At 71.8% G+C, this 11,997-nt stretch carries 11 protein-coding genes, 1 pseudogene and 1 riboswitch; of the genes and pseudogenes, 5 read left to right on the top strand and 7 right to left on the bottom strand.

What is annotated here, in order from left to right; all coding sequences use genetic code 11:
* Positions 1 to 27: 27 nt before the first annotated feature.
* From OG899_RS15065 to OG899_RS15055, 3 genes and pseudogenes are all read left to right on the top strand, one after another.
* Positions 28 to 869: pseudogene (locus OG899_RS15065) on the top strand (Scr1 family TA system antitoxin-like transcriptional regulator).
* Positions 856 to 1,116, top strand: a complete 261-nt coding sequence (locus OG899_RS15060; protein WP_125500363.1) for a DUF397 domain-containing protein — start codon at positions 856 to 858, stop codon at positions 1,114 to 1,116. The pseudogene OG899_RS15065 and the gene OG899_RS15060 overlap by 14 nt, the downstream one beginning before the upstream one ends.
* A gap of 246 nt (positions 1,117 to 1,362) precedes the next feature.
* The gene (locus OG899_RS15055; RefSeq protein WP_125497189.1) at positions 1,363 to 2,184 is read left to right on the top strand and encodes a hypothetical protein; all 822 of its coding nucleotides are present in this window, start codon (positions 1,363 to 1,365) and stop codon (positions 2,182 to 2,184) included.
* Positions 2,185 to 2,610: 426 nt separating this feature from the next.
* Here OG899_RS15055 and groL read toward each other — a convergent pair whose 3' ends face one another.
* The 4 genes from groL to thrC all read right to left on the bottom strand — a co-directional run bounded on the left by groL (position 2,611) and on the right by thrC (position 6,876).
* Positions 2,611 to 4,233: a chaperonin GroEL gene (groL, locus tag OG899_RS15050; RefSeq protein ID WP_125497109.1), complete on the bottom strand. Its 1,623-nt coding sequence runs from the start codon at positions 4,231 to 4,233 to the stop codon at positions 2,611 to 2,613.
* 448 nt (positions 4,234 to 4,681) lie between these two features.
* A complete protein-coding gene (locus OG899_RS15045; RefSeq protein WP_004986573.1) occupies positions 4,682 to 4,885 on the bottom strand; it encodes a cold-shock protein in 204 nt (67 codons plus the stop codon).
* A 435-nt stretch (positions 4,886 to 5,320) separates the two neighbouring features.
* On the bottom strand, positions 5,321 to 5,596 hold the full coding sequence (locus tag OG899_RS15040; protein WP_125497110.1) for a MoaD/ThiS family protein: 276 nt from the start codon (positions 5,594 to 5,596) through the stop codon (positions 5,321 to 5,323).
* Entirely contained in the window at positions 5,593 to 6,876 is a 1,284-nt protein-coding gene (gene thrC / locus OG899_RS15035; protein ID WP_125497111.1) for a threonine synthase, read from the bottom strand. Before thrC ends, OG899_RS15040 begins: the two co-directional genes overlap by 4 nt.
* Positions 6,877 to 6,893: 17 nt before the next feature.
* Positions 6,894 to 7,032, bottom strand: a riboswitch (SAM riboswitch).
* Between the two features lie 187 nt (positions 7,033 to 7,219).
* On the opposite strand from thrC, the gene OG899_RS15030 reads away from it, so the two are divergent.
* A complete protein-coding gene (locus OG899_RS15030; protein ID WP_125497112.1) occupies positions 7,220 to 8,164 on the top strand; it encodes a glucosyl-3-phosphoglycerate synthase in 945 nt (314 codons plus the stop codon).
* A 61-nt stretch (positions 8,165 to 8,225) separates the two neighbouring features.
* Here OG899_RS15030 and OG899_RS15025 read toward each other — a convergent pair whose 3' ends face one another.
* A complete protein-coding gene (locus tag OG899_RS15025) occupies positions 8,226 to 8,549 on the bottom strand; it encodes a hypothetical protein (RefSeq protein WP_406311057.1) in 324 nt (107 codons plus the stop codon).
* 574 nt (positions 8,550 to 9,123) lie between these two features.
* On the opposite strand from OG899_RS15025, the gene OG899_RS15020 reads away from it, so the two are divergent.
* Positions 9,124 to 10,563, top strand: coding sequence for a trehalose-6-phosphate synthase (locus tag OG899_RS15020; RefSeq protein ID WP_356847825.1), 1,440 nt, complete (start codon positions 9,124 to 9,126; stop codon positions 10,561 to 10,563).
* A gap of 40 nt (positions 10,564 to 10,603) precedes the next feature.
* Here OG899_RS15020 and otsB read toward each other — a convergent pair whose 3' ends face one another.
* Together otsB and OG899_RS15010 are read right to left on the bottom strand one after the other, a co-directional pair.
* Positions 10,604 to 11,497, bottom strand: a complete 894-nt coding sequence (gene otsB / locus OG899_RS15015) for a trehalose-phosphatase (protein WP_189427799.1) — start codon at positions 11,495 to 11,497, stop codon at positions 10,604 to 10,606.
* 125 nt (positions 11,498 to 11,622) lie between these two features.
* Complete coding sequence (locus OG899_RS15010; protein WP_125497190.1) at positions 11,623 to 11,886, bottom strand: DUF3263 domain-containing protein; 264 nt, start codon at positions 11,884 to 11,886, stop codon at positions 11,623 to 11,625.
* Positions 11,887 to 11,997: the final 111 nt, after the last annotated feature.

Here is an 11,997-nt window from a genome sequence, read left to right as displayed (position 1 = left end):
ATCTCTGCTGTCGGACCGGGAGTCTCCATGGCAGGACCGAAGGACCTGGACCCCTCGTCGTCACCGCGCGCCCTCCTGGGCGCCGAGCTCCGGCACGCCCGCGAGAAGAAGGGACTCAGTCAGGAGCAGTTGGGTCAGTTGCTCTTCGTGAGCGGCTCGTTCGTCGGGCAACTGGAGGCGGGCACGCGGCGGATGCAGCCGGAGATCGCACGGATGCTGGACGACATCCTGGGGACGGACGGGTTCTTCCTGCGCAACTGCAGGGCCGCGGCCACGTCGAAGTATCAGGATCACTTCGCCGAGGCGGTGGAACTCGAACTCGAAGCTCAAGCCACGGCCATCAGGCATACACCCCGCTTCTGATCCCGGGACTGCTCCAGACCGCCGCCTGTGCACGTGCAGTGACCTACGCCTACGACCCGACTGTGACGGAAGAGGCCATCGAACGCTGGGTGAGCAACCGAATGGCGCGCATCCGTCTGCTCGAACACCCAACAAAGCCGATGGTTCGGGCAGTGCTCGACGAGGCCTCACTGCGCAGGACGACCGGCGGTCCGGCGGTCATGGCAGAGGCTCTGCACCACATCGCCGACCTGTGCCGGAGGCGCCGGATCATCGCGCAGGTGCTGCCCCTGGACGCCGGAGCACACACGGCGATGGAAAGCGCCCTGAAGCTCATGGATTTCGACGACGCCCCTCCCGTCGTCTACCTGGAAGGAGTACGGAGCGGGCGGCTGGAGGACGACCCTGCGACGGTCGCCCAGTTGAGGTCCGTCTTCGACCTCCTCGCGGCCTCCGCATTGTCACCGGACAAGTCCCTAACGTTCATTGAGGCATTGGCGGAGGATTACACGCATGAGGAACCCTGAGGACGACCTGAGCACGACCGAATGGCACAAGTCGAGCTACAGCGGGGGCGGGGGCGGGGGCGGCAATTGCCTCGAAGTCGCCCACTGGCGCAAGTCCACCTACAGCGACAACGCCGGTAACTGCCTCGAATTCGCCCCCGGTCACCCCACCCTCGTCCCCGTCCGCGACTCCAAGAATCCCGACGGGCCGAAGCTGGTGTTCACGGCCGAGGCCTGGTCCGCGTTCGTCTCGGGGCTCAAGCCTTGAGCTTCGAGCCCTCTGTGCAAGGAAAGGGTGGAGGGCTCAACCCACCCACCCGCCCCGCGTGTTGACGCTGCGCGGTCGATTTGCCACGGACGGTCATCACGCTCTAGCGTGCCCGCACAACGAACAACCCCCGTCAGGCGCTACCAACACCTGCGGGGGTCTGACCACCGAGATCGAAAGGGCGATCCCGTGGCTGCCACTCACTCTAGCCATGCCTCCCTGTCCGCGCACGCGACCTCGCACCCCATGGCCAAGCCGGGGTACGGGAAACGGTCGGTGCCCGGTCAACTCCCGCACAGGGACGACGACTTCTGCCATCTTCCGCCGCGCGAGGCGGCCGTCGCGGCGTATCTCGACCGGCTTCCGCAAGGCGCCGACATCTCGGTGAAAACGCTGGCCAAGCAGCTGCCGTACGGGCAGTGCGCGCTGCGCACTGCCCTCAACCGGCTTCAGGCGGCCGGGCACTTGCGGCGCGGCCGGGAGCGGCTGGAGACGGCATCGGGCGGTACGCGATGGATCACCCGATCGTGGTGGTCGCGTACCGCTCGTGATGACGCGTGGTGGACGGCGTTCATCCGGGGCGAGGTGCCCGAGGAGGCGGCCGCGGCGTCGCCGGGCCCCACCCGGTCCCGCGCCCACATCCTGCTCGCCGCCCTGGGCCGTACCGCCCCCGTGCTGTCGCTGTCCGCCGCCGACTGCGCGGCCCTGGCACCCCTGGTCACGGAGTGGTTCGCCCGCGGGGCCACCGACGAGGCCGTCCTTTGCGCCCTGACCGAGGGGCTGCCGTCCCCGGTGCACCACCCGGCGGCGCTGGTCCGCCGCCGCCTGATCGACAAGCTGCCGCCGGAACCGGTGCCCCGGCCGGCGCCCCGGCGCCTGCTGGAATGCGCGGAGTGCGGGGTGCCCGGACGACCGGAGGCGCTCCCCGGAGGCCGGTGCGCGGGCTGCAGGGACGGCAGCGCCCCGGCACGCGTCCTCGCGCCCCTGGCTCCCTCGGCGGTCCACGCCCGGGCAGCAGGCATCCGCGCCGCCATGGCCGCCCGGCGAGGCGAAGCAACACCCGTATGACGCCCCACGGCCCGCCGGGACCGGCCCCGGGCACGCCGCCCGAAGCAGACGCCGCCATACCCCCTTCCAGCGCCCGGCGCCCGCTCTGTCCGCCGAGGACGTCGAGGCACCGGCGAGCAGGACGCCCGAGGGCGCGCAGCTCGCGCTCATCGGCCCGGCACCGACGGTCGAGCCGTTGCCGGACCAGCGTCACGGGGGCATCGTCGTGCGGCCCATGCGGCTCGTGATGCGGGTGCGCCCGGAACCGGCCCTCTCCCCCGAGCAGCAGCTCGAGGTCGGCACCTGTCGCAAGGGGTACGCCGGTGCGGACGGTGCGCCGGTGCCGTACCGTGCCCGGACACGCCCGAGGGCGGCACCCCCCGCTGTGTGCGGGGAGTGCCGCCCTCGGTGAGACATCGATCTGCCTGGGCCGGGGCCCTAAGCGGATCAGAAGTCCATGTCACCGCCCGGCATGCCGCCACCGGCCGGCGCGGCGGCCTTCTCCGGCTTGTCGGCGATGACGGCCTCGGTGGTGAGGAACAGCGCGGCGATCGACGCGGCGTTCTGCAGCGCGGAGCGGGTCACCTTGGCCGGGTCGATGATGCCCTCGGCGATCAGGTCGACGTACTCGCCGGTCGCGGCGTTCAGGCCGTGGCCCGGGGTCAGGTTGCGGACCTTCTCCACCACGACGCCGCCCTCGAGGCCGGCGTTGACGGCGATCTGCTTCAGCGGGGCCTCCAGGGCGACGCGCACGGCGTTGGCGCCGGTCGCCTCGTCACCCTCCAGCTCCAGCTTCTCGAAGACCTGGGAGGCCTGCAGCAGGGCCACGCCACCACCGGCGACGATGCCCTCCTCGACGGCCGCCTTGGCGTTGCGGACGGCGTCCTCGATGCGGTGCTTGCGCTCCTTGAGCTCCACCTCGGTGGCGGCACCGGCCTTGATGACGGCCACACCGCCGGCCAGCTTGGCCAGACGCTCCTGCAGCTTCTCGCGGTCGTAGTCGGAGTCGCTGTTCTCGATCTCGGCGCGGATCTGGTTGACGCGGCCGTTGACCTGCTCCGCGGAGCCGGCACCGTCGACGATGGTGGTCTCGTCCTTGGTGATGACCACCTTGCGGGCGCGGCCCAGCAGGTCGAGGGTGGCGTTCTCCAGCTTGAGGCCGACCTCCTCGGAGATGACCTCGCCGCCCGTGAGGATGGCGATGTCGCCGAGCATGGCCTTGCGGCGGTCACCGAAGCCCGGAGCCTTGACGGCGACGGACTTGAAGGTGCCGCGGATCTTGTTGACGACCAGGGTGGACAGGGCCTCGCCCTCGACGTCCTCGGCGATGATCAGCAGCGGCTTGCCCGACTGCATGACCTTCTCCAGCAGCGGGAGGAGGTCCTTGACCGCGGAGATCTTGGAGTTGGCGATGAGGATGTACGGGTCCTCGAGCACCGCCTCCATGCGCTCCATGTCGGTGGCGAAGTAGGCGGAGATGTAACCCTTGTCGAAGCGCATGCCCTCGGTGAGCTCCAGCTCCAGACCGAAGGTCTGCGACTCCTCGACGGTGATGACGCCTTCCTTGCCGACCTTGTCCATGGCCTCGGCGATCAGCTCACCGATCTGGGTGTCGGCGGCGGAGATGGACGCGGTGGAAGCGATCTGCTCCTTGGTCTCGACCTCCTTCGCCTGGTCGAGCAGGGCGGTGGAGACAGCCTCGACGGCCTTCTCGATACCGCGCTTGAGGGCCATCGGGTTGGCACCCGCGGCGACGTTGCGCAGACCCTCCTTCACCAGGGCCTGGGCGAGCACGGTCGCGGTGGTCGTACCGTCACCGGCGACGTCGTCCGTCTTCTTGGCGACTTCCTTGACCAGCTCGGCGCCGATCTTCTCGTACGGGTCCTCGAGCTCGATCTCCTTGGCGATGGAAACACCGTCGTTGGTGATCGTGGGGGCGCCCCACTTCTTCTCGAGGACGACGTTGCGGCCCTTGGGGCCGAGGGTCACCTTGACGGCGTCCGCGAGCTGGTTCATGCCGCGCTCGAGGCCGCGCCGCGCCTCCTCGTCGAACGCGATGATCTTGGCCATGTGAAGTGGTCCCTCCAGGACTGGGGGTGATTCCTTCGGACCGCGCCCGCGCCCGCGACGGACGGCTCGCCGGCCTCGTGGTTCCTTGCCCCACCCGGCCTGCGGGCCTCACCGACCCGGTCCTTCGCTGTCACTCTCACCTTCAGAGTGCTAACGCCACCAATGATTAGCACTCGGCATGCCCGAGTGCAAGGCGCACCGGCGGAGCGGGCCCCGTCCGGCGGCCGCCGGCCGAGGCACACGTGCGGCACGCGGCGCACGGCGACGGGCCCGCACCCGGCGCCTGATGTGAGCGGCGGACGGTGTCGGACGCGGGCGGGAGGACGTCCGCGGCCGGTGGTGGACGCGGGCGGTGGAGAGCACCGGCCGGTGCCGGGTGGCCGTGCCGCGTGCGCACGGCGAGGGGCCCGCACCCGGTGCCGGGTGCGGGCCCCTTGTCGTGGACTGTTCAGGCGGTGACGCGAACCATGTCGGCCTGCGGGCCCTTCTGGCCCTGCGAGATCTCGAACTCGACCCGCTGGCCCTCTTCCAGCGTGCGGTAGCCGTCCATCTGGATCGCGCTGTAGTGGACGAAGACGTCCGCACCACCGTCGACCGCGATGAAGCCGTAGCCCTTCTCCGCGTTGAACCACTTGACGGTGCCCTGAGCCATGCCTAACTCCCCTGATACTGGCCCTTGCACAGATCCACACTTCGCGGATCCGGGTCAGACCTCACCCCCCGTGCATCGGGGGCGTGCGCCGGAACGCGTCGACCGCGGCTGAATGTATCTGCCCAACTGCCGTCTGCAACAGGTCAATCGGACGAGAAATCCGGACGCGCACGGTCGGGAATATGCCGAGAATTCCTCTGTTCTCAGGGCAAGTCGGGCCGCACGAACAAGGAAAAAGCCACAAAAGACCCGCACACTTTGGCTGCATCTTGTCGGCGTGCGGGGTGAATCCAGGGCCCCGTCGGGAGACGATCGGGAGCGCGTTCCCCGATTCTATCGCGTTCAATCACACGGAATTGCCCCCTCCGGATTTCTCGCGGAGGGGGCATCCCGGTGAACGGACGGTGACCGCGGTCGCTGGGTGCGGTGTCGGGCTCAGCCGCCGGCGACCGCCGGAATGATCGACACGCCCGCGCCGTCCGGTGTGGCCGTCTGCAGGCCCTGCTCGAAGCGGACGTCGTCGTCGTTGACGTAGACATTGACGAACCGGCGCAGCTTGCCCTGGTCGTCCAGCACGCGGGCGGCGATGCCGGTGTGCTTCTTGTCCAGGTCCGCGATGACCTCGGCGAGGGTGGCGCCCTCGGCGGTCACCTCGGCCTGGCCGCCGGTGTAGGTGCGCAGGATGGTGGGGATGCGAACGGTCACGCTCATGCGAGGCCAGCCTCTCGGAAGGAGTCCAGGGTCGGGCGGATGGTCGCGGTCAGGCCGGTGCCGGCCACCGCGTCCAGGGTCTTGAGACCGTCACCGGTGTTGAGGACGACGGTGGTCTTCGACGGGTCGAGCTGTCCGTTCTCGATCAGCTTGCGGGTCACGCCGACGGTGACGCCGCCGGCGGTCTCCGCGAAGACGCCCTCGGTGCGGGCGAGCAGCTTGATGGCGTCGACGATCTGCTCGTCCGTCACGTCCTCCACCGCGCCGCCGGTGCGGCGGGCGATGTCGAGGACGTAGGGGCCGTCGGCCGGGTTGCCGATGGCCAGCGACTTGGCGATGGTGTCCGGCTTCTGCGGGCGCACCACGTCGTGACCGGCCTTGAAGGCGGTGGACACCGGGGAGCAGCCCGCGGCCTGAGCACCGAAGATCTTGTACGGCTTGTCCTCGACCAGGCCCAGCTCGATCAGCTCCCGCAGGCCCTTGTCGACCTTGGTGAGCTGGGAACCGGAGGCGATGGGGACGACGATCTGGTCGGGCAGCCGCCAGCCGAGCTGCTCGCAGATCTCGTACGCCAGCGTCTTGGAGCCCTCGGCGTAGTAGGGGCGCAGGTTGACGTTGACGAAGCCCCAGCCCTCGCCGGCCGGGTCGCCGATCAGCTCGGAGCAGAAACGGTTCACGTCGTCGTAGGTGCCCTCGATGCCCACGAGGTCGCCGCCGTAGACGGCGGCCATGACGACCTTGCCCTGCTCCAGGTCGTGCGGGATGAACACGCAGGAGCGCAGTCCGGCCCGGGCGGCGGCGGCACCGACGGCGCCGGCCAGGTTGCCGGTGGAGGAGCAGGACAGCGTGGTGAAGCCGAAGGCGCGGGCGGCCTCCAGCGCCTGGGCGACGACGCGGTCCTTGAACGAGTGGGTCGGGTTGCCGGAGTCGTCCTTGACGTACAGCCCGCCGGTGACACCGAGTTCGGCGGCCAGTCGGTCGGCCTTGACCAGTCGCGTCCAGCCGGGGTTCAGGTTCGGCTTGTCGGCGACGTCTTCGGGGACCGGGAGCAGCGGTGCGTAGCGCCAGATGCTGGCGGGACCGGCCTCGATCCGCTTGCGCAGGGTGTCGGTGTCGTAGGCGGAGAAGTCATAGGCGACCTCCAGCGGGCCGAAGCACTCCTCGCACGCGAAGACCGGGCCGAGAGGCACGCGGTGCCCGCACTCGCGACAGCTCAGCGCGGCGGCGGGGCCCAGATCGACGGTGGAGGACGTGCTGCTTGCAACGGTGTGCACAGCCATGGAGGCGAGGCCCTTTCTCCTCATCTTCCTCACGACGCATCTCGTCGTGAGACGGATTTGGCACCTTCCCTAGCCGGGAGCCTCGCGCGGACGAGACCGGCTGGAGGGTTGCCGGGGCTTCATCGGGCCGTGTCCCTCTGCCCCTCTGGATGAGCGGTATGCGGTTGTGGATCGCGGACGACCCCGGCATGCGACGGTCCTCCGCGTTGGTCAAGACTGTAACCGAAGGCCGGACGACCGAAAGGGGTCGTCCGAACCGCGAGACGGATCACACGATCATGTGCTGCTGCGTCGACAAGGGCGTGCAGCGGCCTCACGAGCAGGGGTGAAGGAGCCGCCGACCGTGCTGCAAGAAGTCGAGCGCTGGCTGAGGACACGCTCCTGGTCGGTGACCGATCGTCCGCTCGACACGATCCTGGCCGCCAAACGGGCCGGCGGGTCGGTGGTCAGCGTGGTGCTGCCCGCGCTCAACGAGGAGGAGACGGTCGGCGACATCGTCTCCGCGATACGGCGGGAGCTGATCGAGCGGGTGCCGCTGGTGGACGAGCTGGTGGTCGTCGACTCCGGCTCCAAGGACCGCACCGCCGAGGTGGCCGCCGCGGCCGGTGCCCGGGTCGAGCACCGGGACGCGATCCTGCCGCGGATCCCGGCGGTGCCGGGCAAGGGCGAGGTGCTGTGGCGGTCGCTGCTGGTCACCCGCGGCGACGTGATCTGCTTCGTCGACGCCGACCTGCGGGAGTTCTCCGCCGACTTCGTCACCGGCATCGTCGGGCCGCTGCTGACCGACCCGGACGTGCAGCTGGTCAAGGCGATGTACGACCGTCCGCTGGCGGGTGCCGCCGGGCAGGGCGGGCGGGTCACCGAGCTGATGGCCCGTCCGTTGCTGAACATGCACTGGCCGCAGCTGGCCGGTTTCGTGCAGCCGCTCGGGGGCGAGTACGCGGCCCGCCGTTCGCTGCTGGAGCGGCTGCCGTTCCCGGTCGGCTACGGGGTGGAGCTGGGCATGCTGGTCGACGCCCTGCACCTGGTCGGGCTGGACGCGCTCGCCCAGGTCGACGTGGGCGTGCGCGTCCACCGGCATCAGGACGGCCAGGCGCTGGGCCGGATGGCCGCCGCGATCTACCGCACCGCCCAGCTCCGCCTGGCCCGCGGCCACCTGGTCCGCCCGCTGCTGACCCAGTTCGAGCGGGGCGCGGACGGTTTCGAGCCGCGGACCTATCCGGTGGACACCGAGGAACGCCCGCCGATGGCGCACATCGCGGAGTACGCGGCGCGGAAGGTGGCCTGAGCCGGGCGGCGGCTCACCGGGGCGGGCGTTGTCGCGGGGCGTTCCGGCGCCGCCGGGCGGATCAGCCGGCCACGCCGTCCGACCAGCGCCAGCGGCCCGATCCGTCCGGCCGGCAGGTCAGGTACTCGCCGCCCTTGCCGTAGGTGCTCAGGCCGTGGTGGCGCTGGGCGCAGAACTGTCCGTCGGCGTAGCAGTTGCCGGCCGGGCTGGTGATCGCGCAGGCCTTGCCGCCCCCACCGCTGCTGCTCGTGCCGCCGCTGGTGCCGCCGGAGCCGCTGCCGCCGCCCCCGCTGCTGCCGCCGGAGGAGCCGGCGTGTGCGGGCGCCGGGGTGTGCAGCAGCCGGCCGGCGCAGTCGTGGCCGTCGCGGGCCAGGGTGAAGGTCACGCCGTCGGCGCCGGTGTCCTGGTCGCAGACCTTCTCGTCGGGGCTCCAGGCGGAGGCCCGGCGTCCAGTGCCCTCGAGCTGGACGGCGTAGGTGATGTGGTCGGCCTCGGCGGCGGCGATGGCCGTGCCGATGGCGGGAGCCGGTGTAGTCGCGCAGGGTGGCGGCCGGGCTGGGCGTCGGGCTCGCGGTGTCCGTGTCCGTGGGCTCCGCGGAGGTCTGCGCGGTGTCGCTCGGGGTCGCCGTGACCGCGTGGGCCGCCTTCGACGTGCCGGAGTCGTCACCGCCGCAGCCGGTCAGCGCGAGCGCACCGGCCAGGAGCAGCGCCGCCGCAGCGGCGGACCGGCGCACGCGCGCAACGGATATGAGACGCATGGATCCCCCCCCCCATAGGTCATGTCATAGGTCACGACCCGTCCGCGCGGACCGCACGGACGGAGGTCGCTCGACTGCACACCGTATCCTCATGCTCATCACATGTCTGTCACAAGTCGCCGACGACGGTCCGGTCCGCGCCGCCCCGGGGCGGACCGGGCCGACGTTTGAGTGCCGGGGGGCCGGGCTAGGTTGAGGACCATGGCTGCAACGCACGGTGCCGAGGTGCTGGTCGCGTCCAATCGCGGCCCGGTTTCGTACGAAGTGCTCCCCGACGGTTCCCTCAACGCCCGGCGCGGCGGCGGAGGGCTGGTCTCCGGACTGTCCGCCATCGGACCGGACGCGGGCGCCGTGTGGGTGTGCGCGGCGCTCAGCGAGGCCGACCGGGAGGCGGTACGGCGGACGGCTCGGGCCGGGCGGCTGCCGGCCGAGGTGACCGGCGGGCAGCAGGTGCGGATGCTCGACATCGACGCCGGGGTGTTCTCCGACGCCTACAACGGCATCGCCAACTCGGTGCTGTGGTTCGTCCACCACATGCTGTACCAGACGCCGCTGGAGCCGGTCTTCGACGCGGAGTTCCGCCGCCAGTGGGCGTCCTACGTGACCTACAACCGGGCCTTCGCCGAGGCGCTGGCCGAGGAGGCGGCCGAGGGCGCGGCGGTGGTGGTGCAGGACTACCACCTGACACTGGTGCCGGGAATGCTGCGCGAGCTGCGGCCGGACGTGCGCATCGGGCACTTCTCGCACACCCCGTGGGCTCCGGTGGAGTACTTCCGGATGCTGCCCGACGACATCGCCGAGCAGGTGCTGCGCGGCATGCTCGGCGCGGACCGGCTGGGCTTCCTCACCCGGCGCTGGGCGGACGCCTTCACCGCCTGCTGCGAGGAGCTGGTGGGCGGGCTCGGCACCACCCGGTGCGGGGTGCACGCGCTGGGCGCGGACGGCGCGTTCCTGCGGGAGCGGGCGCAGAGCTTCGACGTCAAGGAACGGATGCTGGCGCTGCGCGAGGAGATCGGGACCGCCCCGGACGGCGGCGCCCGCAGGACGATCGTGCGGGTGGACCGCACCGAACTGTCCAAGAACATCGTGCGCGGCCTGCTGGCCTACCGGCAGCTGCTCGCCGACCGTCCCGAGTGGCGCGAGCGGGTGGTGCACGTGGCGTTCGCCTACCCCTCGCGGCAGGACCTCGCCGTGTACCGGGAGTACACCGCGGAGGTGCAGCGGCTGGCACAGGAGATCAACGCCGAGTACGGCACGCCCGCCTGGCGGCCGGTCGTGCTGCACGTCAAGGACGACTTCGCGCGCTCGCTGGCCGCGTACCGGATCGCCGACGTGGCGCTGGTCAACCCGATCCGGGACGGGATGAACCTGGTCGCCAAGGAGATCCCGGTGGTGTCCGACTCCGGGTGCGCGCTGGTGCTGTCGCGGGAGGCGGGGGCGTACGCGGAGCTGAAGGACGACGCCCTGGTGGTCAACCCCTACGACGTGATCGGCACCGCCCGGGCGCTGCACGAGGCGCTGAGCATGGCCGGCGCGGAACGGGCGGAGCGCACCAAGCGGCTGGCGGCCGCGGCCACCGCTCTGCCGCCGGCCCGGTGGTTCGTGGAGCAGTTGGAGGAGCTGCAGGCGCTGTCGCGGTGAGCGGGCGGGCCGGGGCGCACCTCCCCGGCCCGTTTCCCGGCTACCGGATCCGGTCCGCCAGCGACCGCAGCAGGGCGACGACGCCCGCGGGGCCGTCCACCACCAGGTCGGCGCGCTGCGACAGCTCCGTCACCTCGGTGCTGCCGCTGCACACGGTCAGGCCGGGCACGCCGTCGGCGCGGAGCCGGTCCAGGGCGGCGAAGGCGGGCAGGTCGCCGAGGTCGTCGCCGGCGTAGAGGACCGCGCTGACACCGCTGTCCTCGTGCAGGGCACGGACGTGGTCCAGCAGGGCGACGCCCTTGTCCATGCCCGGCGGGCGCAGCTCCAGGACCATGCGGCCGGGCTCGACGATCAGTCCGTGCTCGGCGGCCAGCGCGGCCAGGGGTTCGCGCAGCTGCTCGAAGGCGGCCTGCGGGTCGGCGGCACGGCGGGTGTGCACCGCCAGGGAGCGGCCCTTCTCCTCGATCCAGGTGCCCTCCCCGGCGCCGGAGCGGTCGAGGACGCCGGGCAGTTCGGCGCGGACGGCGGCGACTCCGGGGTGCTCGGGCGGGGCGGTGACGGTGCCGGTGGCGGCGTCCCAGCGTTCGGCGCCGTAGTGGCCGAGCACGACCAGGTGCTCCAGGCCGGGCACACCGGCGAATCCGCCGTGGCGCACCGCGACGCCGGGCGGGCGGCCGGTGACCACCGCGACGGAGGCCACCTTCGGGGCGAGCGCGGCCAGCGTCGGGACCGCCTCGGGGTGGGCGCGGGCCTGGTCGGGGTCGGGGACGATCGGTGCGAGCGTGCCGTCGAAGTCGAGGGCGATCACCGCGCGCTCGGGCCGTGCGAGCAGCGCGGCGAGGCCGTCCTGCCCGGCCCGGGTGGCGGGCGCGGGCAGGGCGGCGCCGGACGCGGCGACGGTGTCCTGGCTGTCGTGACGGTGGTGACTGCCCATGGGGCGAACCTATCCACCCCCGGCCGGTCGCACGCCTGTCCGGGGCGCCCCTCCCCCGCCCGGCCCGCGTCCGCGTGAACGGCTGCGGGCGCGTGCGCGTGGGCGGGCCCGGGGCGCGGGCGGGGTCAGCGCTCGGCGCGGCGGGCGTCGCGGATGCGGCGCAGCCGGTTGACGGTCACCGGGTCGTGGGCGAGCGCGCGGGTGTCGTCGAGCAGGGCGTTGAGCAGCTGGTAGTAGCGCACCGGGGACAGGCCCAGCTGCTCGCGGATCGCGCGTTCCTTGGCGCCGGGGCCGGTGAAGCCGCGCCGCTCCAGGGCCAGGATGGCCCGCTCCCGGCGCCCGAGCCCGCCCGCGGGGCCGGCACCGGCCCCGGACTCGTCCCCGGCCACGGGTCCTTGCGCCGTCTCGGGCTCGCTCCCGGCCACGGGTCCTTGCGCCGTCTCGGGCTCGCTCCCGGCCTCGGCCTCGGGACCGTGCGCGTCGCCTGCCTCGGGACTGTG

Origin of the sequence: Streptomyces thermoviolaceus (genome assembly GCF_045209695.1) — a bacterium.
GTDB classification, from domain to species: Bacteria; Actinomycetota; Actinomycetes; order Streptomycetales; family Streptomycetaceae; genus Streptomyces; species Streptomyces thermoviolaceus.
The sequence above is the reverse complement of the archived record's forward strand: the minus strand, read 5'-3'. Positions and strand labels throughout refer to the sequence as shown.

Coding starts and splice junctions, on each gene's coding strand:
- OG899_RS15060 (WP_125500363.1), top strand. CDS start 856: ATGAGGAACCCTGAGGACGACCTGAGCACGACCGAATGGCACAAGTCG.
- OG899_RS15055 (WP_125497189.1), top strand. CDS start 1,363: ATGGCCAAGCCGGGGTACGGGAAACGGTCGGTGCCCGGTCAACTCCCG.
- groL (WP_125497109.1), bottom strand. CDS start 4,233: ATGGCCAAGATCATCGCGTTCGACGAGGAGGCGCGGCGCGGCCTCGAG.
- OG899_RS15045 (WP_004986573.1), bottom strand. CDS start 4,885: ATGGCTCAGGGCACCGTCAAGTGGTTCAACGCGGAGAAGGGCTACGGC.
- OG899_RS15040 (WP_125497110.1), bottom strand. CDS start 5,596: ATGAGCGTGACCGTTCGCATCCCCACCATCCTGCGCACCTACACCGGC.
- thrC (WP_125497111.1), bottom strand. CDS start 6,876: ATGGCTGTGCACACCGTTGCAAGCAGCACGTCCTCCACCGTCGATCTG.
- OG899_RS15020 (WP_356847825.1), top strand. CDS start 9,124: ATGGCTGCAACGCACGGTGCCGAGGTGCTGGTCGCGTCCAATCGCGGC.
- otsB (WP_189427799.1), bottom strand. CDS start 11,497: ATGGGCAGTCACCACCGTCACGACAGCCAGGACACCGTCGCCGCGTCC.